This is a genomic window from Chryseobacterium paridis (assembly GCF_016595215.1).
Classification (GTDB): Bacteria; Bacteroidota; Bacteroidia; order Flavobacteriales; family Weeksellaceae; genus Chryseobacterium; species Chryseobacterium paridis.
On record NZ_JAENHK010000005.1, the window covers coordinates 324,946 to 346,176 of the forward strand.

Below are 21,231 nucleotides of genomic sequence, written 5' to 3' on the forward strand. Positions count from 1 at the left end.
ATATAAGTTATGAGTGTTTTAATTATTGTTTTCCTAACTGCAGTTGCTGCGTTATTTTCAGGAGTTTTTGAACAAGGGAAATTCGCAAGGTACATTGGGATTTTGGGGCTGATCATTGCATTATATGTTAGCTTCCTGCCTGAATGTTCATTTTTCGAACATTACAGACATATGTATGAGTATGGCGCTAATACTGCCCTATTCACAAAGATCTCAATTGTAACGACTTTACTGTTGTTCTTTTTGGGAGGTTTTGCATTCAGCAACCATCGTAGCCACCAGTCAGAATTATATGCATTAATGTTATTTGCATTATGTGGTGGTATTATTCTTTTTGGTTACCAGAATTTAGTAACGTTGTTCTTAGGTATTGAAATTCTTTCTATCCCATTATATGTAATGGCAGGTGCCAATAAAACTGATTTAAGATCAAACGAAGCTTCTATAAAATACTTCCTGATGGGTGCATTTGCAACTGGATTCTTATTATTCGGGATTACATTCATCTATGGTAGTGCAGGGACTTTTGACTTATATAAAATTCATGATTTCGGAGCAGCTAACCCTAAGAATGTAATGTTTATTCTTGGAGTTATCCTGATGTTATGTGCATTGGCATTTAAAGTTGCATTAGCTCCTTTCCACATGTGGAGTCCTGATGTGTATTATGGTTCACCATCGCTGATCACTGCATTCATGGCAAGTGTAGTTAAAATCTCAGGATTTTTTGCATTTTTCAGATTGATGACTATAGGCTTTACGGGAGTTACTCATGAATGGATCAATGTTCTTGGAGTATTCCTGATCATTACACTTCTTTTAGCTAACGTAATGGGTCTTGCTCAAACCAATGTAAAAAGAATGCTTGCTTACTCTTCTGTTTCTCATGCGGGATACATTGGATTGGTATTCTTTGGAATGACGAGTCTTTCTACATATAATCTGGCTTTCTATTTATTTGCTTACTCATTATCTACTGTAGGGGTATTTATGTGCCTGATCTGGGTAGAAAAATTAAAAAGAGAAACTTCATTCGGCGCTTTCAAAGGATTGGCTAAGTCTGAACCTCTTTTGGCAACAGTAGCAGCTATATCTATGCTTTCAATGGCAGGGGTTCCTTTAACGGCTGGTTTTATGGGTAAATTTGCCCTATTTTCTCAGGCAATGAACGGAGCAGCATTCCTTGTGTTGGTAGCTGTTTTAGGTTCTGCAGTTTCAATTGCATACTACCTGAGATTAATTATTGCAATGTTCTTCTTTAAAGAAACAACATTTAAAACTTCGGAAAAAGTAACGCTTACTTATAATATTGTAGCAGTTGTAATTATTGCTTCTATTATTATTTTAGGGGTGTTCCCGGATATGTTTGCTAAACAATTTGGTTTGTAAGAACCAACATAAAAATAGAAAAGCACAACATAAAGTTGTGCTTTTTTTATAACTTTACTTTATAATTTTCAGCATTGTCAAATCTTTACAAAAAAGACGCCCCATTTCAGGTTATCATATCATTCAAAAAATATTTGGATGTTCTTGAACATATTAAATATAATGACCGACTGGAATACAGGGTAAATTACGCAGAGTCTTTAATTGATAAGACAAAAAAATTCCCTGAACTTAAAGATGGCTTTGAGGATGTTTCATTATTGGAGAAACATGAAGAACTCATCAGGCTTTTGCTGGCAGATTTATTTCCAACGGGCTTAACAAATAATGAAATTAAAGCGGCAAGTATTCCACTTTCTAAAATTACTTTTAATTATACAGAAAGATTTAAAGACATTCTCAAAGATGCCGGAAAAGATTTTGAAATAGAACTTAGAAACATTGGAGACGATGAATTTTATGTATTCTGTTGCTGTCTGATCGTACAGAGTTATTTTAAAAAAGATATTAGAAGCACTATGCCTTTGTATTATGATATCCCTAATAAACAGGGAATCATGAAACATTACAAGATCACTGTCAATTCAGATTTCACTGATATTTATCCAACTGAAAAGGCCCAAATACCGACTGATGATGTTTTGGACATGCTATTGGAAAATTTAGACGATTTCAGACTTTGGAAAAAATATTTCCCTCCAAAATCATGGGTTTTGAAAGGGTTTACTATTATTTCACTGGTAGATTGTACAACGGAAGTTGCATTATCGGATCTCAAATCCAGCATGATACAGATTGATCCTGAAGACCTGGCTCCGGATGAAAATTTAATTGAGATCTTTAAATCTTATTTTGATGTTGCCCAACTTAATTTCGGATTAATGCTTTTTAATAAAAAAGATCAGAAACTGGAAAAAATTCCTATCTATGAAAATCTTTTTACCAATCATATTCTCGATTTCTGGATCAATACTTTCGACGAAGAAACCCGCAAAAGCACTTTTGAAAATTTAAATAATAATTCAAAAGCAATTGTCATTTCGAATGTTGATAAAATGGAGCAGGAAATAAAGGATCAGCCCTCTTTCAGCATTTTAAAGGAAAATAATATCAACAGCTTCATGGTAATTCCTATTATGAGAGATAATGAATTACTGGCCATTATGGAATTTACGTCACCCATTCCCAATAGTTTAAATGGATTGAAGCTAAAAAGACTTGAGTTTTTCACAGATATGATCCTCTTCTCCCTTAACCGATTCAGCTTCGAAAAGAACTATCAGATTGAAGCTATTATTCAAAGGGAATACACTTCCATTCATGATAGTGTAGTATGGAAATTCAGGAATGAAGCAGAGAAGTATTTTAATGCTTCATTAGCCAAAAAAATATATACTTTAAAACAGATCTCTTTCAAAAATCTTACCCCTTTATTTGGGTTCTCCGATATCCGTTCTTCCTCCGAAAAACGATTTAACCTGATGCTGGAAGACCTTAATAAACAAATTGAATGTCTGCATGATATTTTCTCATTAATCAATTCAGATTCTGAAAAATATCTGCTGGCTCTGGAAATTTTTGAAAATGAATTAAATAACGAAATAAAGGCGGATACAGAACAACGTTTCCAAAGATTATTACGCGATGAGATTCATCCCTATCTCCAGGGTGAACTGGAGGTAAGAACACCAAAAGAGATAAAAGCAAAAATATCAGACTACTTTGATCAGGTTTTTATCCAAACCGGCTTGTTTTATAACAGCAGAAAAAGCCTGGATGATTCCATTACACTCATCAACAGAAAGCTTGCGGACATGCTTGATGAAAGCCAGGTTAAGGCTCAATTGATCTTTCCTCATTACTACGAAAGATTTAAGTCGGATGGTGTTGAGCATAATCTATTTACAGGTCAAAATATATCACCGGATCTTCATTATACATCTAAAGTAGTTCATCAGCTGAGATATTGGCAATTAAAGACTGTCTGTAAAATGGAGCAGGAAATTCAGACTTTTAAGAAAGATCTTCCTATTCCTTTGGATATTGCCTCACTAATCTTTGTCTATAATGAAAAGATAGATATCCGTTTCCGAATGGACGAAAAACGCTTTGATGTGGATGGAGCTTACAATTCTTATTATGAGATCATTAAAAAGAGAATAGATAAGGCTCATATCAAGAATTCCACAGAAAGAATAACCTGTCCTGGTAAAATAACAATCGTTTATTTTGGAATGGAAAACCAGAAAGAATATTTGCAATACATCAACAAACTTCAGAAAAAAGACATTCTTCAGTCTGATATTGAATTCTTAAAAGTGGAAGATCTACAAGGGATCACCGGATTATTAGCATTAAGGGTATCTATTGTATAGAATTAATCTACAAAATAAGTATCTGGTTTCTTTAACTCATTTTGTGGAATTCCTGCCTGCTCAAAAATAGAAAACTCAATTGTTCGGCAAATGCTATTCAATGCAAGGTCATTTTCCTCTTCTCCAAATGGTTCTCCGATCTCCTGAATTATCGCATCCAAAGCAATAAAAGTATAGCTGATTAATAACACGATCAACGGCATCATCCACCCCAGGCTGTCTACTAATCCAAATGGCAGCCAGAAACAATAAAGGTATACGGTACGATGGAGAAGAACGCTGTAAGCAAAAGGTAGTGGCGTATTATAAATTCTTTCGCACCCCCCTGAAATGTTGGAAAATTGATTGAGCTGCTGATCCATCGAAGTCATTACAATCGTATCGATATTTCCTTTTCTATTCTGTTCTTTTAGCCAGTCTGCTATAAAACCTAAAATAATACTTGGAATGAATTTCTTGTTTTTCAGCTGTTCCACTTGTTCCGGGGAAAGTAACCTAGTAAGATGTTCTGTTCCAGATTTATCACGCAACTGATAATTTAAAGACCATGAAAAAGCAGAGATCATTTTTACAATCTCCCTTTTTTCGTCCAATGTCTGACTTGAAGAATCATCAACAAAAGAGAAGATTTGTCTGGTAAGTGACCTTGTTTCTATTACTAATAAACCCCAAAGCTTTCGTCCTTCCCAGAAACGGTCATAACTCGCTGAATTGCAGAATCCCATAAAAATGGCCAGAGCTAAACCTATTAACGTAAAAATAGTAGGGTTTAAATGAACTTTATAGTCATATATTTTTCCTTTAAAAAAATAGACTCCAATTGAAAACAACGTAATCGTAATAAGCTGAACAATTATTTTCTTCAACACTGAACCTCGCCATATAAATAACATTTTCAGCCAATTGGTACGCTGTCTAACAATCATATCCTGCTATTTTAAAAAATTACAGTGTAAGGAATGCAAATGCAAAAGAAAGTACAGAAATAATAATTCCAGCCATAAAAATCTGATAGGTAATGGATAAAAGTTTATACTTTCTATCTAAAACCTTTCCCAGATAATATAAATCCTTTACCATAGAATCATAAATGTAATCTCTGTCTTTAATAAGATCCTTCATTGCATTATGATAATCGTCGAAGATCATCTGATGAAAATTCCCAAAGAATAAAAGATTTACTTTTCTGTTCTGGATATCCTGATTGGTAAATCTGGTCTTTGTCACATTTGGCTTTGTCGATAATATGGCGAAAATGATGGTCATTACACTGGAGATCAACAAAAGAAAACTTGGAATGATCAAATGTGCATTTTTAGGAGCATCTAATTTTGGAACCAATACAGACAAACAGACTGAAATAATAATTGCATTTACAGAAAGTAAGATATTCGCCTTACTATCCGCAATATCACTTAATCGGGTGTGATTATTTAAGGTAACTCTGAAAAGTGTATCTACACTTCTATCCGACTTAGGTTCCTTTGGTTCTTTAGGTTCTTTTTTATTATCCTTAACCTCCGTATTTTCTTTCTTCTCCTCTTCTTTTTCCAACTTCTTTTCGATCTTCTTAATGTTCTTTTTCTTTAAAGGATCCCAATTTTCTTTGGCATAATCCGTATAATAATGGTGCTTATTTTTAAGCATATCAAGATTCCCTGCATTCCATTCATCATTTGAAAAGCATCGCACATTAGTCAATTCCCATTCTTTTCGCAATGCATCAGAAATGTCATTATAATCGTGGCTGGCAAAATGGCTGCAATCAGCATCTTTTGCTATTTTTTCCAATAAGTTCTGGGGCTCATAATTGATCTTTGTTGCCAGGATCAGCTTAGAAACATCTTCAATGTAATTTTCCGGATAATTTTCATTGGTGAGAAAATTTTTCAAAATCTCAACCCCTTTCTCCTCATGATCTTTAGCACATTCGATGTAACCGGTATCATGAAACCAAAGTGCCAATATCACCTTCTCCTGGTCCTCCTTGGAAACCGGTGTATTTCTCATTATTTCTTCGGCCTTATTAACCGTGTATGTGGTATGAATAAAATTATGATAGAAATATACCGAAGATAACTTATCTTTGAATAAGATTTCAACATAATTTTTAGCTTTTTGTAAAATATCCATTACTGAATTTTTGTTAATGTAAATTTATGAATTTATCCTTTAAAACTCATCTAAAAATAATTTCTGTTCCATTTAGATTCTTGTTGGTATCAGGACTCTTATATTCTTGTGCTACGTATAACGTAAAAAAAGGTAAAAACTTACAGGAAGTTAAAAATTCTGATATAAAATCCGAAAATGACTTTAAAATTTTCTTAGTTGGAGATGCAGGTAATGCCGATGAAAAACAGGCACAACATACACTGAATCTTTTAAAAAATAAATTAGATTCAGCAGACAAGAATTCTATGCTTATTTTCCTTGGGGATAATATATATCCATCGGGAATGCCTAAAAAGAAAAACAAAGATTATCCTTCAGCCAAAGAAAAGATGGAGAATCAGCTTTCTATTACCAAAAATTTCAAAGGAAAAACGTTAGTCATTCCCGGGAATCACGATTGGTATCACGGATTGGATGGATTAAAAGCTCAGGAAGACTTTGTCAGAGATTATCTGAATGATAAAAAATCATTTTTACCCAAAAATGCTTGTCCTATCGATGATATCAACCTTACGGATGATATCAAGTTAATCGTAATTGATAGTGAGTGGGTGTTAGCAAATTGGGATCATTATCCGGGAATCAATAAAAATTGTTCTATTAAAACCCGTGACGATCTGTTTTATGAATTCCAGGATCTGATTACTAAAAATCAGAATAAAAGAATTATTGTTGCTTTACACCACCCTGTCATCAGCAGTGGAACACACGCGGGATACAATTCTGCAAGATCGCATCTATTTCCTTTTAAAGGAAATATTCCTGCTCCTGGTGTTGCAACGGTTATCAATTTCCTTAGAAATACCTCCGGTGCCAGTACACAGGACATCAATAATCAACATTATGCCGATTTGGCTAATAGATTAAAGAGTATTGTACAGGATAAAGAAAATGTCATTTTTGTTTCAGGACATGATCATAATTTACAATACCACTCGGACAGAAATATCAGACAGGTTATTAGTGGAGCGGGTTCTAAGGTTGATCCTGCGACGATAGCTGAGCAAACAGATTTTTCTTACGGAGGAAGTGGTTTTGCTATTTTAAATATAAGAAAAGATCAAAGCACTGATGTTGAATACTTTTCTACTAAAGATAATAAGCTTAAGTCTCTCAGCCATATTGATATCATTAAGAAACCTGATACCTTTATAAATAATTATCCCAATTCTTTTCCAGCTACTATAACCTCAACGATATACCCTAAAAATTTAACCGAAAAAAGAAAATTCTACAGATGGCTATGGGGAGATCATTACAGAAAATATTATGGAATACCTATTGAAGCCAAAACGGCTAATATTTCTGAATTGGATGGAGGATATATACCATTTAGAGAAGGTGGGGGAAATCAATCCAATAGTTTAAGACTGAAAGCCAAAGATGGGCAGGAGTTCGTTATGAGAGCCATTAAAAAAAGTGCTGTTCGCTTTCTTAATAATATGGCTTTTAAGAAGAGTACATTCGGAGATGAGCTTGAAAATACATTTCCAGATAAATTCTTGCTTGACTTTTATACGACCAACCATCCATTCACTCCGTTTGCCGTAGGAAACCTGGCAGACAAATTAAATCTTTTTCACAGTAATGCGAGGTTGTTTTATATCCCAAAACAAGAGGCTCTAGGAGAATATAATGAACATTACGGTGATGAAATGTATATGATCGAAGAACGCTACTCTAAAGATCCTAAAACACTTCAATATCTGGATAACGCAAGGGACATCCTTTCTACTGATGACGTTCTTAAAAATCTTTCTAAAAATTATAAATATTCTGTTGATAAAGAAACTTACATCAGAGCAAGGATTTTTGATATGCTTCTGGGTGACTGGGACAGACATTCCGATCAATGGAAGTGGGCAGAATATAAAGATGGTGATAAGATCACCTATAAACCTATTCCAAGGGATAGAGATCAGGCTTTCAGTAAATATGATGGTGCCGCATTTAAACTGATCATGAATGTTCCGGCAGTTCGCCATATGCAAACATTTAAAGATGACATTAAAAATGTAAAATGGCTGGCGATGGAGCCTTATCCTATTGACCTTGTATTCCTGAAAGGATCTGCACAGGAAGACTGGATTGCTCAGGCAAAATACATTCAGGAACATCTGACGGATGCAGATATTGATAATGCTTTCAATAATTTACCCAAAGAGGTAAAAGATGAAACAATAGCTGAGATTCAGAGAAAGTTAAAATCCCGAAAAGAAAAGCTGCAGGATTACGCAGCTCAATATTATGATGTATTACAGGAAAAGGTTTCTTTAGCCGGTACTGTAAATCAGGATAAATTTGTGATCATAAAGAACGGACACTCTGTTGAAGTAAAACAATATCAACTTGATAAAAAGGGCGAAAATCCTGAATTGGTATTCAATAAAACCTATTATGATAACAAGACAAAGGAACTTTGGATTTATGGATTGGAAGATGATGATGTTTATGAAGTATCCGGAAATGGAAGACCTAAGATGACCATCAGGCTGGTAGGCGGTCCGAACCATGATGTTTATAACGTTGCTAACGGAAGTAAGGTAAAGATTTACGATTTCAAATCTCAGAAGAATACGTATAATGCCAGCACTGCTACTAAAAATATCTCTGACGATTTCGATATCAATACCTATAATTATAAGCACCCAAAATATAATTTCTTCGCAGGATATCCCAATGCGGATTATAATCCTGATGATGGGCTTATTATTGGGCTTCTGGCCAGTTATACGGTAAACAACTTTATCCGCGATCCATACACCCAAAAACATAGTTTAAAAGCTAATTTTTACACCAATACAGCAGGTTTCAATCTTGTTTATAAAGGAATCTTTAAAAAAGCAATTTACGGATGGGATTTTAATCTGGATGCCGCATATACTACCCCTCGTTTTTCAGAAAACTTCTTCGGGTTATCGAATGAGAGTAAGTATGATCGAGATGCTATTCAAACAAAGTATAATAGAGCAAGAATTTCAAGATTCAATTTTGCACCTTCTATTTCTAAAAAAAGCTGGCTTAATTTACAGCATCAGTTCCAATTAACTTTTGAAGATAATAAAGTACAAAGAAACGGTGATCGTTTTGTAGATCAATCTCCGGATGTAAATCCAGCGGTATTCAAGAGTCAACAGTTCGCTGGAGCCAACTATACTTTCAGCTATAAAAATCTTGATAATAATGCTTTTCCTACACTAGGTATGGAACTTGTAGCTAATGCGAATTGGAAAACCAACCTTTCTGATATCGACAGGAACTTTCTTGTATTAAGCGGATCTTTAAATCTTCATCATAGAATTGACAAAAAAGGAAGTTTTGTATTTTCGAACTCCAACAATGTAATGTGGATCAACAATAATAATTTTGAATTTTATCAGGCGGCAAGTATCGGAGGAAACAATGGCTTACGTGCTTTTAGAAATGACCGATTCTCAGGAAAATCATACTTTACCAATAATTCTGAAATCCGTTGGGATTTTGGAAGAGTGAGAAATAATATTATCCCGGCAAACATGGGTATTTTAGTTGGATACGATCTGGGAAGGGTATGGAATGATAATGAATTTTCCAGAAAATGGCATCAGGCTGCCGGAGTTGGCTTTTGGTTAAGTGTTGTAGAAATGTTCTCTGCAAGATTGAATTACTTCTATGGCTCTGATGGCGGAAGAGTTTCAGCGGGTATCGGAATGAACTTCTAAAAAGACTTTTATTATAAATAAATAATCCTCAGAAAATTTCTGAGGATTTTATTTTATACTATTTATAGCCTGTTCTGTTAAAATGAAAATTTATATACATTTCCCCCTGTTGCTTTCGCTTTGTCTTTTTCATCAGCAATTAATAAAGTTTTATCATTAAGAAAGACAACTGCCTCTTTCTGGGAATTGTGGTTCAAAGAGATTTTCTGAATTTTAGTTTTACTAAAATCATTGGGAGTAAACCCTGTCAAAACATGAATATTTTTATGGTTCAACAACACGATTTGATTTTGCTTGCTATTGATGGAAGCAGAAGTTATAGCAGCATCAGCATATTTTCCATTTAACTTTAATTTTCCAATCAATTGAGCTTCAAAATCCCCTTCTTTATTTGGGATCTTAAATACCAGAAATGTTCCGTCAAAACCCTTACTCCGGTTTTTAGTAAAGAGGTAAAAATTTCCATTCATTTCTACGAAAGCTTCACAATCATATAATCTGTTCGATTTCTTTGGCGGAAATTCAGTCTGTCCTTCGTAGTGGAATTTTGTGGTTTGGATAACTTTTGTACTCTTCTGGGAAGCGTCTTTGAGATCAATTTTTATAATAGAAAGATTACGTCTGTCATTATCATTATTTCCAAAATCACCTATATAAATGTTTCCCTGAGTATCTTTTGTAATTTCTTCCCAGTCATTATTATCCGTATCTTCAACAAGAACATCCGCGACCAATTGGCCTTGTCTGTCTAATCCGTAAACCACATTTTTATTACCCTGATCTTCTATGGCCCAGATGGTCTTCTGGTCCTGAGACAAGGTAATTCCTGAAACTTCTTTTAATTTTTTGGGTAAAGAAAATTCAACTTTTAAAGTGTCATTTTTAGCTTGTTCATTTGGATTTTTAGGATTACATCCTAATAATAAAAGAGAGGTCACCGCACAAAAAATATACATTTTCATCAATTTTTATTTAACATTTTAACTTCGTCCCAAAGCAGATCCATCTCTTCTAATGACATTTCCCCTAACTTCAAATTCCTTTCCAATGCCATATTCTCCATTTTTTGAAATCTGGAAATAAATTTCAAATTGGTTCTTTCTAATGCAGAATCAGGATTAATTCCTGAAATCCGTGCATAGTTGATCAACGAAAAAAAGACATCTCCTAATTCCTGTTCTTTTTTCAGTAAATCTGTTTCAGCGTGAAATTCTTCAAGTTCTTCGTCTACTTTTTTCCATGCATCTTCTGCATCATGAAACTCAAAACCGATCCCTTTTACTTTATCCTGAACCCTGTAGGCTTTTACCATACTTGGAAGGCTTTTGGGAACACCTCCCAAAATAGATGTATTTCCTTCTTTCAATTTTAATTTCTCCCAATTCTGTTTTACTTCTTCTTCATCTTTTACTTCCGTATCTCCATATATATGAGGGTGGCGGAAAATAAGCTTTTCATTTAAAGAATTAATGACATCTGCAATATCAAAACTTCCCTTTTCAGAACCAATTTTAGCATAAAAAACCAAATGAAGCAACACATCTCCCAACTCCTTTTTTATCTCCTGAAGATCTTCCTGCAGAATAGCATCGGAGAGTTCGTAGGTCTCTTCAAGCGTCAGATGACGAAGCGATTGTAAAGTCTGTTTCTGATCCCACGGACACTTCTCACGCAGATCATCCATTATATCCAATAACCTTCCGAAGGCTTCCAGTTTTTCTTGTTTCGTATTCATAAGTAATTGAAAATTCAATCTTATACAAATGTAAGGGATATTTACCTTCTGTGGAAATTGAAAATAAGATGTAGAAAGTGGAAAATTGAAAGTGGAAAGTGGAAAGCTAAAATGCTAGATGCTAGAAGCTAGAAGCTAGAAGCTAGAAGCTAGAAGCAAAATTACAAATAGTCTACAAGTGTCATTTATTACCTTTCAATTTTCCACTTTCCACTTTCAATTAAATAAAAAAAGCCTTGTCAAGAAATTCTCAACAAGGCATTATTTTGTAATTCAAATTAATGAATGAATTATCCCATTTTTCTGTGCGTACTTTTTGTAGCCGCTTTTGCTCCTGTTGAAGCTTTTGCTTTTGGAGTAACTGGCTTATCAGCTTTTGGAGCTGCTTTTTTAGGAGCCTCTTTTTCTGTTAACGTTACTTCTTCGTTGGTGTTCGCTGGATCTAAAGTTTCAGGCTCAGCTTTTACAAAACTTTCAGGAGTGATGTATCCGGCTTTATGTAAAATGTTATACCATTGAGCTAATTTCTTGATATCAGAAGCATATACTCTTTCAGTATCATAATTAGGAAGTGAAGCCCCCATAAATTCTTTCAATTCAGCATCAGAAGATTTGTGAGAGATCGTTTCTTTATAATCTTGGTTTTTAGCAATATTTTCGAAAACCTCAAACAAAGGAACTTCTTTATCAAACGTAAACATTGCAATATTATCAAGCAAACTTACCTGGCTTGAATTTCCAATACTTACTTTCTTCTTTGTAGTAACATCTTCAATGATAAATCCGTTTCTTAATTGAGAAACTAATTTGTAAAGTCCTGGTTTTCCAGAGATTGAAATTATTTTTTCTAACAACATAATTTTATTTTTTTAATTTTAGTAATCAGCGCGGGACTTTTTACTGTCTATTATTCTTTATTTTAAATTAATTACACTTACTACTTCGGAAATCTCATTTTATAATTGATGCTTACATCACCTTGAGATATCTTCGTTAATTTACCTTTCACCAATTTCTTTTTCAAAGCACTTAAATGATCAGTAAATAATGTCCCTTCAATATGATCATATTCATGTTGAATTACGCGGGCTCTAATATCGGAAAAAGTTTCTGTATGCTTCACAAAATTTTCGTCATAATATTCGATAAGAATTGTGCTCTTTCTTTTAACATCTTCTCTTACATCTGGAATAGAAAGACATCCTTCGTTAAACTTCCACTCCTCACCGGATTCTTCCAGGATAGTAGCATTGATGAAAACCTTTTTAAAATCTTTCAATTCGTCTTTGATATCTTCATAATCTTCATCTTCTGCCAAAGGAGTTACATCTATTACGAACAAACGAATATCAAGACCGATCTGCGGAGCAGCCAGCCCAATTCCATTTGCACTATTCATAGTCTCGAACATATTATCTATAAGTTCTTGTAAATCGGGATAATTTTTGTCTATATCTTTGCCTACTTTTCTTAAAATAGGATCCCCAAAGGCTCTTATTGGTAGAATCATCTTGTTCTTTGTTCTAAAAAATTCTGCAATATAATCGTTGCACTTATCTTATCTATTAACCCTTTTTCCTCTCGCTTTTTTTTACTTTTTCCACTTTGAGAAATAAAAAACGATGCCATTTTGGAAGTGAATCTTTCATCAAAACGGTGCACGGAAATGGTTGGAAATTCTTTTTGAAATTCTTCTATGAATTTTAAAATATCAGTTTCCACTTCGGAAATATTTCCTTTTAAATCTACAGGAAGTCCTATCACGACTCCATCTACTCTATTTTCATTGAAATATTTTTTCAAAAAAACCAGTACATGTTTTGTCTCGATAGTATCAAGGCCACTCGCAATAATCTGCATATCATCCGTCGCAGCAATACCACAACGTGCCTTTCCATAGTCTATTGCAAGGATTTGTCCCATAGGTTTGCAAATTTAGTAAATTTTAATGATTTTATTCATAACGTAGTTTTTTTTATAAATCATGTTCCAATCCATATTTTTTTTTATAATTTTAATCTTCCAAAAAACGAAATTATGAAGAAACTCATCCTTGTGAGACATGCGAAAAGCGACTGGCCCGAAGAAACTGAAGACTTTGATAGACCTTTGGCAGACAAAGGTTTGGAAGATGCTATGAACATGTCCAGATTCTTAAAAACCAATAGCATTTCGATCGATTATCTGGTATCGAGTCCGGCGGTTCGTGCTTTGAATACCTGTAAAATTTTCAACCAAACCTATCAGTTAAATTTTATGACTGATGAAAAGTTATATAATCCATCGGAAAGGAATTTTGAATCTGTAATTTACAGCCTGGATGACCACCATAATTCTGTAGCTTTTTTCTCTCATAACAATGGGATTTCTAACTTTGCCAATTCTATATCTGAGGATATTTTTCACTTTCCTACCTGCGGAGTTGCCGGCTTTGAAATAGACTGTGATTCGTGGTCTGAATTTGATGGAGCTAGTAAGAGATTACTTTTCTTTTATGAACCCGGAAAGATCTAAGATTATTTTCAAAATCTATTATGTATTGATATTCGTATTCTTATTTTCATGTCAAAAGCATGAAAGAAAATTATCGTGGATTAATTAAAGTGGTTTTCTTTTCTATCTACTAACTAAAGAGTATTTTCAAAATCCTTTATAATTCTGGGAAAATATCATGTTCTCCTTTTTGTCATTCCATTTAGAATAAAATATTTTTGCATTATATATAATTATTCTAAATAAAAATTGCAATGAAGAAGCAACTCTATTTCTTATTTTTCATCCTGATTTTAATAGGAAACAAAACGTATTCACAAATTTCAGCAAGTGCCATTATCCATAATCTGGATACACCGAATCCAATGGTAATTGACGGAAATGAAATGTATATCGGGATTTATTCTCAGGATAAGGTTATAAAAGTAAATCTCGATAACCCTGGTACACCCCCTGTTGATGTAGTGACTGACGTAAACCGTCCTTATGGTTTAGCATTAAAAGACAACTTTCTATACATTTCAGAATTTGGAGGGAATAAGCTTTCAAAAGTCAACCTGAGCATTCCCAATCCTACCCCTGAAACTATTTTAACTAATATAGACAGCCCTCTGGGACTGGAATTTGTTGGAAACGATTTGTATATGGCTCTTGAAGGTGATAACAAAATTGCCAAAATAGATGTAACCCAGCCAATACCGCAATTAATAGATATTACCCCTGCCTCTTCCCCATTTGAAATTGAAATTATTGGCAACGAAATTTTCTTTACAGAGAGATTTGAAGGAAGGATTTCAAAATTTAAGCTGAATAGTTCTACTTCCCCAACTATTATTGCACAGGGATTAAGCTATCCATCAGGATTAACATCGTATGGAAATGAGTTATTTATTTCTGAAGCCGGAGCCTCTAAGATTTCAAAACTGAATTTTACCAGTGCAAATCCTACCGTATCTGATGGCATTATTTCCAGTGAATTTAATTATCCATCAGGATTAGCTGTAAAAAATAATACCATCTACATTACCGACTTTTTTAGCAGTTCATTATTAAAAGCTGATTTAGCTGCTTTATCAGTATCTGAACAACAATATAAAAATAAGACTCTTATTTACCCGAATCCCGCCAAGGATCTGATAACTGTTTTGAACACTAAGTCGAAAGATTATAAAATATTTGATATGGTAGGTAAATTAGTTCTTTCCGGAAAATTAGAAAGAGATTCTATCAATGTAAGCCAGCTTGTGAAAGGTGCTTATATTATTCAAATTGGAGATATGATCAAAAAATTCATCAAAGAATAGATAAAAAATAAAAAGCTCCAACCTAGGTTGGAGCTTTTTATTTAATGTAATGAAGATTAAGTGGAACCTCTCAGAAACCACTTATTTATTTTCTTCTTAAATCCAAATCATCAAAATCAAAACTGAAATCAGTAACATCTGAAATCGGTTTTAGTTTTGCGGACTCAGCTTTTCCATTTTCGTCATAATTAAAAAGAATATAGGCATCAGCATCATAGCTTCTGTCATCCCATTTAATGATAAAACTATTGTTTGAGAAAGGTAATAGTTCGCCTTTTAATCTGGGAGAATTTTTACATGAAATTCTGTAGCTACTTCCCTGTTGATTAATTTCTACATCCCCAAACCAGATATCATTGTAAGTCCCTACAAACTGTTCAGCTTTTGGCTGTAGATTTTTATCTTTTTTAAAAGCATCTGATTTTGCAAAAGCATCTTTCTTTTGTTTTTCATATTCAGCATTCATTTTGGACATTCTGTCTCCATAGGTCTTCAGCCAATTTCTATCAGCAAGTCCAAGGTAGGAGTCTTTCACAGTATTGGTAATCGTATTAAAAGCTGCACCCGATTGCTGGTTCGTTAATACCACAATTCCTAATTTCATATCAGGGATTAAAGTAAACTGAGTAACTGTTCCTATTAACCCTCCTGTATGCTGAATTTGCTTATGCCCTTTTACATCACTTAAAAACCAACCCATTCCATATCCATAAAAACTGGTATCATAAGGATTTTTCATTGCCACACCGCTTGGGATCTGTAAGCTCCATAATTGCTGAACCTGCTTATCAGAAACGAGCTTCTTACCATCTTTTGTGGTAAAATTATTCAACAGGAACTCAGCCCATGTTGTCATATCTTTGATGTTACTCATAATACCACCAGCTGCATTTCCGGTTTCATTCCAATCGTGAGGAACCGCAACCGCTTTCCCATCTACCGGAGCATGAGCATCAATTTTATTGGCTACAGCCTTAGCTCTGTTATAGCTTCCAAAACTAGAAGTCATTCCGACAGGTTTCATGATTCTTTGTTCAATGAAGTCAGCCCAGCTTAGTCCGGAAATTCTATGAATAACTTCTCCTGCTACAATAAACATAATGTTGTTATAATCCAGTGTTGTTCTAAAAGGGTTCTCCGGCTTCAGATATCTTACATTATGTACAATGTCGTTCACCGTTAAACTTCCACCTTCAGGAAAAAACATCAGATCACCCTGTCCTAAGCCTAATCCAGCTCTATGCGTAACCAGATCTTTTATAGTAACGTTTTGAGAAACATACGGATCATACATCTGAAATTCAGGAAGATATTTCGAAACTTTGTCATCCCATTTCAGTTTTCCTTCATCCGCCAAAATCGCTAATGCGGTACAGGTAAAGCCTTTGGAATTGGAAGCAATACCAACAAGTGTATGATCATCCATTGGTTGTTTTGAGGTAAGAGAACGCACGCCAAATCCTTTTGAATAAATCAATTTACCATCTTTAATTACTCCAACAGACATTCCTGGGACATCAAAAGTTTTTAAGGTATTCTGGACAAGCTCATCTAGCTTTTTTTCTTCAACCTGCGCATTAAACATGCCAACTGCTAATAGAAAAATGAAAAAAGAAATTTTCTGTTTCATTATTTTTTAAATTTTCTCAAAGTTAATCAATTCGACATTTATTAAGTAAATTTGTACTTTATTTTAAACACAAAGACACCACTGAAAGAACCTTTAGATAATGACCAAAATTCTCCTCCTTTCCGACTCTCATTCCTATATTGATGACAGAATCCTGGAATATGCCAGACAAGCTGACGAAATTTGGCATTGTGGTGATTTTGGAAGTTTTGAAATTATTGAACAGCTTGAAAAAATCAATCCTGTAAAAGGAGTCTACGGAAATATTGATAACGCGAAAATCCGTTCCGAATTTCCGGAAGTAAACCGCTTTATTTGTGAAAATCTTGAAGTTTTAATGATTCATATCGGAGGCTATCCTGGGAAATATACACCACTGGCTAAAAAAGAAATCAGCGAAAAAGCTCCGAAATTATTTATTTCCGGACACTCCCATATTTTAAAAGCCATGTTTGATTCGAAAAATAATTTACTTCACTTGAATCCAGGTGCTTGTGGAAAACAGGGCTGGCATAAGGTAAGAACTATGATGCGTTTTGTAGTGGAGGGCGAAGAAATAAAAGATTTGGAAATTATTGAATTAGGACCAAAATAGATACATATGAAGATTGGCGATCAGGTTTCTGTAGTAGATGAGGATTTAAGCGGGGTAATAACTTCCGTGAATGGAAGTATTGTGGTTATAAAAGATGAATATGGATTCACCCATCAATATCCAAAAGAAAAACTGGTTCCAAAAAATGCTTCCTTATATGAGGACATAAGAGTAGTAAGAAAGGTAGAACCTAAAAAGATTATTTCGAAAAAGCATCAGAAAAACCAGTTGGTTTTAGACCTGCATTTTCATAACCTTGTTAAAAATCCTAATGATTATGATAGTTTCGAAAGACTTTTCATTCAAAAGGAAAAACTATTGGAGGTTTTGGCTTTTTGCAGGAAAAATCATTTGAAAAGATTAGAGATCGTTCATGGAATTGGGGATGGTGTTCTTCAAAGGATGGTTTTTGATGTTTTAGAAAGTCAGACCCATCTGGATTTTTATAATAAGGAAATACTTCATGAGCAATCAGGTGCCGTAATGGTAGAATTTCACTAAATTTGCATCATTAGAAATATGAACGTACTTAATTTACTTTTTACAAAAGACGGATTAATCTACCAAATTGCCCGAAACAAAAGCATTTTGGAGGAAAAGTCCTATTTCGTTACTGAAGAATCTCCTAAAGATTTCATCGCTGAGAAATTAGATGAAATTTTAATAAAACAGAGATTTGATGAAATTTCTGTGATTTCAGCTTTTAATCATTTTACATTAATGCCTGAAGGTTTTTCGGAGCACGAGGCTGGATATGATTTAATTGCGTTCAATGCTCCTGTGGATAAAGAGAACGAAGAATTAATGCTTTCGTTAAATAAGAAATACAGAATTCAGTTCTATTATACTTTTCCAAAAAACTTTTATAAAAAAATAAAGGAACTGGCAGTTCCTGTTCACTTTAATTTCTCCGGAGAAAAGTTTCTTAACTCCATCAATAATAAGAACAATAAAGAGATTCACATTAATCTTTACCATAATCAATGTGAATTCTTTGCCATTGACAATAAAAAACTGATTCTATACAATAACCTCGATGTAAATTCTGAGGTAGATTTTCTTTATTTTGTGATGTTTACATTAAGCAAAATAGGTTTTGGAATTAATGAAACCAATTTTTACGCTTATGGAGAAACCACTGAAAACGAAACGTTCATTTCTGAACTGCAAAAATTCGTAAAGAACCTGAAAATTGTATTTGATAACGTTCCTAATAAAAATTTTATACTCAATTAGGTCGCAGGTTGCAGATAATAGGTCATAGTTCCTAAACCTGCTACCCATTACCTACAATCTAACACCTAAATAACATGTACAGAATAATATCAGGTCGCTGGAAATCAAAAAAAATATCCGCTCCAAAACATTTTGATGTAAGACCAACTACAGATTTCGCAAAGGAAGCTTTGTTTAGTATTTTGGAAAACAAATACGATATGCAGTCGATTTCTGTGCTTGATCTTTTTGCCGGTATAGGTTCTATTACCCTGGAATTTGCATCAAGAGGCTGTAAAGATATTGTTTCTGTAGAAATGAATCCGAAACACACCAGTTTCATTAATTCTACAGCATCTGAACTAGATATGTCTTCACAGATCAGTGTTCAAAGAGGAGATGTAACAGACTGGCTAAAAAAATTCAGAAACAAAAAATCATTCGAGATCGTTTTTTCTGATGCTCCTTTTGAAACAGAAGAAAAAAAATATTACGAAATTCTTTCTTTGGTATTAAACAATAAATACCTTAAAGAAAACGGAGTACTTATTATAGAGCATCAAAGCCGTCTCAAATTTGATCATCCCAATTTAGTCGACACAAGAAGATACGGAAACGTTAGTTTCAGTTTTTTTGAGCCTAATCAAACAGATACAACTAGCCAGGAAATTTAATTCCTGGTTATTTTTTTTGATTGTATTATTGCATCTTCACCCCATTTTGTAATCTCATTTAAAACCGGCAATAGGGTTCTTCCAAAATCTGTCAATGAATATTCCACAACCAACGGGGGTTTTTCTGTAAATACCTTTCTGCTGATGATCCCATCATCCTCCAACTGTTTTAACTGAAGACTTAATGTCCGCTCTGTAATGGTGGGTATTTCTTTTCGGATCTCATTATATCTTTTGGTACCTTTAATAAGGTGGTATAAAATTACTGCCTTCCATTTTCCTCCAATGAATTTCATCGTTACGCTTGTACAGCACGGATATGTCTTATTATCTATTGTATACATTTTGTACTATCATTTTTGACCGTTATTGCAAAGTTACTAAACTTACATTAGTTTTGCAACTATAAAAAATATAGTATAAAATTATGGACTTTTTAAACAAAATGAAAACAAGATATACTGTTAAAAAGTATAATCCTCAAGGTAACTTAAGTAACGAACAAATTCAGCAGCTGAAAGAAATTCTTAACCTGAGCCCCTCATCGATTAACAGCCAGCCATGGAATTTTGTGTTTGTAAACGATATTAAAATCAAAGAACAATTGGCAGAAGCCTCTTACTTTAACAAGGAAAAAGTATTGGATAGCAGTCACCTTATCGTTTTCCAGGTTCTCAGAAATACACAGGATTTTGAAAAACAAATAGAAGAGAATCTCCCGGAAGGATCTATAAATTATTACAGAACCATGGTAAAGCCTAAAGGTGAAGTATTCATTAAATCCTGGCTCGCTCATCAGGTGTACCTTTCTTTAGGGGTTTTACTTTCTGCGTGTGCAGCTATGGGAATAGATTCTACTCCAATGGAAGGTGTAGAGACAGATAAATACGATGTAATATTGAAAAATGACATGTATGAAACTTTATTCGCGGTTGCAATTGGTGAAAGATCAGAACATGATGCTAATCACCCTGCAGTAACCGTAAAGAAAAGATTACAATCTGAAAAGATAATTGTAGAATTATAATTATAAAAGCACATCGATAAAAAAAGCTGCTACACTTCTGTAACAGCTTTTTTGCTTATAATACTTTTAGCTCCAGATCAATACTCTTACCAAAAAATTTCTTAGATATTTTCTCGAAATTCTTAGTCAGATCCGAAAGATAAAAATGATAACTTGGCTTTGTGTTCTGATCATTTAGAAGATTGTATTTATCTAAAATAATTTTTAAATGACTCGCAACAATATTAGGTGAATCAATAACCCGGACACGGTTCCCATAGTATTGCTTGATCTCATCAATCAATAAAGGATAATGGGTACATCCCAAAATTAGAGTTTCAATATTCTTTAATTTACTATTGCTTAAATAATTATAAATAATAGCATGCGTAATCGGGTGATTTTTAAATCCTTCTTCTATAGCAGGAACCAACAATGGTGTTGCCAGTTCATCTACTTTGATCCATTTATTATGCTTCCTGATACTCTTTTTATATAACCCTGAATTCACCGTTGCTTTGGTAGCAATGACCCCAACATTCGTATGAATTTCATAAGATACTTTTTCCGCAACAGGATTAATAACATCTATAACAGGAACTCTCCCGGCAACAGCCTGCATTACTTCATTTAAAGCATTTGCTGTTGCCGTATTACAGGCAATAACAATGGCTTTGCAGTTTTGTTCCAGTAGAAAATTGGTGATCTTGGTGGAATATTCAATGATTGCCTCACGGGATTTCTCGCCATAAGGAAGATGCTTCGTATCCCCAAAATAAATAAGATCTTCATTAGGAAGAAGTCTTTTAATTTCCTTAGCTACTGTTAAACCTCCCACCCCACTATCAAAAATTCCAATAGGTTGTTTAGCAGAAAGGTGTGAGTAGTCTTGTTTCTTAGTTTTCAAAAGAGTTGAAATTTTATACAAAAATAGTAAAT

At 33.9% G+C, this 21,231-nt stretch carries 20 protein-coding genes; 10 read left to right on the forward strand and 10 right to left on the reverse strand.

What is annotated here, in order from left to right:
• The first annotated feature begins 9 nt into the window (after positions 1-9).
• Positions 10-1,389 carry an NADH-quinone oxidoreductase subunit N gene (locus tag JHL15_RS06610; protein ID WP_200244371.1) on the forward strand — a complete coding sequence of 460 codons (1,380 nt, stop codon included), beginning with the start codon at positions 10-12 and terminating at the stop codon, positions 1,387-1,389.
• 74 nt (positions 1,390-1,463) lie between these two features.
• Positions 1,464-3,764, forward strand: coding sequence for a ligand-binding sensor domain-containing protein (locus tag JHL15_RS06615; RefSeq protein WP_200244373.1), 2,301 nt, complete (start codon positions 1,464-1,466; stop codon positions 3,762-3,764).
• 2 nt (positions 3,765-3,766) lie between these two features.
• On the opposite strand, the gene JHL15_RS06620 is transcribed toward JHL15_RS06615, so the two are convergent.
• Together JHL15_RS06620 and JHL15_RS06625 are read right to left on the reverse strand one after the other, a co-directional pair.
• A complete protein-coding gene (locus tag JHL15_RS06620) occupies positions 3,767-4,690 on the reverse strand; it encodes a bestrophin family protein (RefSeq protein ID WP_200244375.1) in 924 nt (307 codons plus the stop codon).
• Between the two features lie 19 nt (positions 4,691-4,709).
• Positions 4,710-5,897, reverse strand: a complete 1,188-nt coding sequence (locus JHL15_RS06625) for a Pycsar system effector family protein (protein WP_200244377.1) — start codon at positions 5,895-5,897, stop codon at positions 4,710-4,712.
• A 26-nt stretch (positions 5,898-5,923) separates the two neighbouring features.
• On the opposite strand from JHL15_RS06625, the gene JHL15_RS06630 reads away from it, so the two are divergent.
• Complete coding sequence (locus tag JHL15_RS06630) at positions 5,924-9,640, forward strand: metallophosphoesterase (RefSeq protein WP_200244378.1); 3,717 nt, start codon at positions 5,924-5,926, stop codon at positions 9,638-9,640.
• Between the two features lie 77 nt (positions 9,641-9,717).
• On the opposite strand, the gene JHL15_RS06635 is transcribed toward JHL15_RS06630, so the two are convergent.
• The 5 genes from JHL15_RS06635 to ruvX form a co-directional block, all read right to left on the reverse strand.
• Positions 9,718-10,602, reverse strand: a complete 885-nt coding sequence (locus JHL15_RS06635; RefSeq protein ID WP_234047702.1) for an SdiA-regulated/phytase-like domain-containing protein — start codon at positions 10,600-10,602, stop codon at positions 9,718-9,720.
• Positions 10,602-11,375 carry a nucleoside triphosphate pyrophosphohydrolase gene (mazG, locus tag JHL15_RS06640; RefSeq protein WP_200244380.1) on the reverse strand — a complete coding sequence of 258 codons (774 nt, stop codon included), beginning with the start codon at positions 11,373-11,375 and terminating at the stop codon, positions 10,602-10,604. Before mazG ends, JHL15_RS06635 begins: the two co-directional genes overlap by 1 nt.
• A 290-nt stretch (positions 11,376-11,665) precedes the next feature.
• Positions 11,666-12,232 (reverse strand): DUF5606 family protein, encoded by a 567-nt coding sequence (locus JHL15_RS06645; RefSeq protein WP_200244381.1) that lies wholly within the window; start codon positions 12,230-12,232, stop codon positions 11,666-11,668.
• Between the two features lie 80 nt (positions 12,233-12,312).
• Positions 12,313-12,885, reverse strand: coding sequence for a peptide deformylase (gene def, locus JHL15_RS06650; RefSeq protein WP_200244383.1), 573 nt, complete (start codon positions 12,883-12,885; stop codon positions 12,313-12,315).
• Positions 12,882-13,298 (reverse strand): Holliday junction resolvase RuvX, encoded by a 417-nt coding sequence (gene ruvX / locus JHL15_RS06655; RefSeq protein ID WP_200244385.1) that lies wholly within the window; start codon positions 13,296-13,298, stop codon positions 12,882-12,884. The genes def and ruvX overlap by 4 nt, the downstream gene beginning before the upstream one ends.
• Positions 13,299-13,412: 114 nt before the next feature.
• Here ruvX and JHL15_RS06660 point away from each other — a divergent pair, with 114 nt between their 5' ends.
• Positions 13,413-13,889: a SixA phosphatase family protein gene (locus JHL15_RS06660; RefSeq protein ID WP_200244387.1), complete on the forward strand. Its 477-nt coding sequence runs from the start codon at positions 13,413-13,415 to the stop codon at positions 13,887-13,889.
• 233 nt (positions 13,890-14,122) lie between these two features.
• Positions 14,123-15,172 (forward strand): T9SS type A sorting domain-containing protein, encoded by a 1,050-nt coding sequence (locus JHL15_RS06665; RefSeq protein ID WP_200244392.1) that lies wholly within the window; start codon positions 14,123-14,125, stop codon positions 15,170-15,172.
• An 85-nt stretch (positions 15,173-15,257) separates the two neighbouring features.
• On the opposite strand, the gene JHL15_RS06670 is transcribed toward JHL15_RS06665, so the two are convergent.
• Positions 15,258-16,802, reverse strand: coding sequence for a serine hydrolase (locus JHL15_RS06670; protein ID WP_200244393.1), 1,545 nt, complete (start codon positions 16,800-16,802; stop codon positions 15,258-15,260).
• A gap of 100 nt (positions 16,803-16,902) precedes the next feature.
• Between JHL15_RS06670 and JHL15_RS06675 the strand changes: the two genes are divergently transcribed.
• From JHL15_RS06675 to JHL15_RS06690, 4 genes are all read left to right on the forward strand, one after another.
• Positions 16,903-17,397, forward strand: a complete 495-nt coding sequence (locus JHL15_RS06675) for a metallophosphoesterase family protein (protein WP_200244395.1) — start codon at positions 16,903-16,905, stop codon at positions 17,395-17,397.
• Between the two features lie 6 nt (positions 17,398-17,403).
• Entirely contained in the window at positions 17,404-17,898 is a 495-nt protein-coding gene (locus tag JHL15_RS06680; protein WP_200244397.1) for a Smr/MutS family protein, read from the forward strand.
• A gap of 18 nt (positions 17,899-17,916) precedes the next feature.
• Positions 17,917-18,633, forward strand: a complete 717-nt coding sequence (locus JHL15_RS06685) for a DUF3822 family protein (RefSeq protein ID WP_200244399.1) — start codon at positions 17,917-17,919, stop codon at positions 18,631-18,633.
• A gap of 74 nt (positions 18,634-18,707) precedes the next feature.
• Positions 18,708-19,286: an RsmD family RNA methyltransferase gene (locus tag JHL15_RS06690; protein WP_200244401.1), complete on the forward strand. Its 579-nt coding sequence runs from the start codon at positions 18,708-18,710 to the stop codon at positions 19,284-19,286.
• Here JHL15_RS06690 and JHL15_RS06695 read toward each other — a convergent pair.
• Positions 19,283-19,630 (reverse strand): winged helix-turn-helix transcriptional regulator, encoded by a 348-nt coding sequence (locus JHL15_RS06695; protein WP_200244402.1) that lies wholly within the window; start codon positions 19,628-19,630, stop codon positions 19,283-19,285. The two genes, JHL15_RS06690 and JHL15_RS06695, sit on opposite strands and share 4 nt — an antisense overlap.
• 83 nt (positions 19,631-19,713) lie before the next feature.
• Between JHL15_RS06695 and JHL15_RS06700 the strand changes: the two genes are divergently transcribed.
• Positions 19,714-20,313 (forward strand): nitroreductase family protein, encoded by a 600-nt coding sequence (locus JHL15_RS06700; protein ID WP_200244403.1) that lies wholly within the window; start codon positions 19,714-19,716, stop codon positions 20,311-20,313.
• A gap of 55 nt (positions 20,314-20,368) precedes the next feature.
• Here JHL15_RS06700 and murI read toward each other — a convergent pair whose 3' ends face one another.
• Positions 20,369-21,199 (reverse strand): glutamate racemase, encoded by an 831-nt coding sequence (gene murI, locus JHL15_RS06705; protein ID WP_200244405.1) that lies wholly within the window; start codon positions 21,197-21,199, stop codon positions 20,369-20,371.
• Positions 21,200-21,231 lie beyond the last annotated feature (32 nt).

What these genes read in the sequence shown, in the direction of transcription:
- ruvX (WP_200244385.1), bottom strand. Translation starts at nt 13,298, where the DNA reads ATGGGACAAATCCTTGCAATAGACTATGGAAAGGCACGTTGTGGTATT.
- JHL15_RS06620 (WP_200244375.1), bottom strand. Translation starts at nt 4,690, where the DNA reads ATGATTGTTAGACAGCGTACCAATTGGCTGAAAATGTTATTTATATGG.
- JHL15_RS06635 (WP_234047702.1), bottom strand. Translation starts at nt 10,602, where the DNA reads ATGAAAATGTATATTTTTTGTGCGGTGACCTCTCTTTTATTATTAGGA.
- JHL15_RS06680 (WP_200244397.1), top strand. Translation starts at nt 17,404, where the DNA reads ATGAAGATTGGCGATCAGGTTTCTGTAGTAGATGAGGATTTAAGCGGG.
- JHL15_RS06625 (WP_200244377.1), bottom strand. Translation starts at nt 5,897, where the DNA reads ATGGATATTTTACAAAAAGCTAAAAATTATGTTGAAATCTTATTCAAA.
- JHL15_RS06675 (WP_200244395.1), top strand. Translation starts at nt 16,903, where the DNA reads ATGACCAAAATTCTCCTCCTTTCCGACTCTCATTCCTATATTGATGAC.
- JHL15_RS06695 (WP_200244402.1), bottom strand. Translation starts at nt 19,630, where the DNA reads ATGTATACAATAGATAATAAGACATATCCGTGCTGTACAAGCGTAACG.
- mazG (WP_200244380.1), bottom strand. Translation starts at nt 11,375, where the DNA reads ATGAATACGAAACAAGAAAAACTGGAAGCCTTCGGAAGGTTATTGGAT.
- JHL15_RS06610 (WP_200244371.1), top strand. Translation starts at nt 10, where the DNA reads ATGAGTGTTTTAATTATTGTTTTCCTAACTGCAGTTGCTGCGTTATTT.
- JHL15_RS06690 (WP_200244401.1), top strand. Translation starts at nt 18,708, where the DNA reads ATGTACAGAATAATATCAGGTCGCTGGAAATCAAAAAAAATATCCGCT.
- JHL15_RS06630 (WP_200244378.1), top strand. Translation starts at nt 5,924, where the DNA reads ATGAATTTATCCTTTAAAACTCATCTAAAAATAATTTCTGTTCCATTT.
- JHL15_RS06660 (WP_200244387.1), top strand. Translation starts at nt 13,413, where the DNA reads ATGAAGAAACTCATCCTTGTGAGACATGCGAAAAGCGACTGGCCCGAA.
- JHL15_RS06670 (WP_200244393.1), bottom strand. Translation starts at nt 16,802, where the DNA reads ATGAAACAGAAAATTTCTTTTTTCATTTTTCTATTAGCAGTTGGCATG.
- JHL15_RS06645 (WP_200244381.1), bottom strand. Translation starts at nt 12,232, where the DNA reads ATGTTGTTAGAAAAAATAATTTCAATCTCTGGAAAACCAGGACTTTAC.
- def (WP_200244383.1), bottom strand. Translation starts at nt 12,885, where the DNA reads ATGATTCTACCAATAAGAGCCTTTGGGGATCCTATTTTAAGAAAAGTA.
- JHL15_RS06700 (WP_200244403.1), top strand. Translation starts at nt 19,714, where the DNA reads ATGGACTTTTTAAACAAAATGAAAACAAGATATACTGTTAAAAAGTAT.
- JHL15_RS06665 (WP_200244392.1), top strand. Translation starts at nt 14,123, where the DNA reads ATGAAGAAGCAACTCTATTTCTTATTTTTCATCCTGATTTTAATAGGA.
- JHL15_RS06685 (WP_200244399.1), top strand. Translation starts at nt 17,917, where the DNA reads ATGAACGTACTTAATTTACTTTTTACAAAAGACGGATTAATCTACCAA.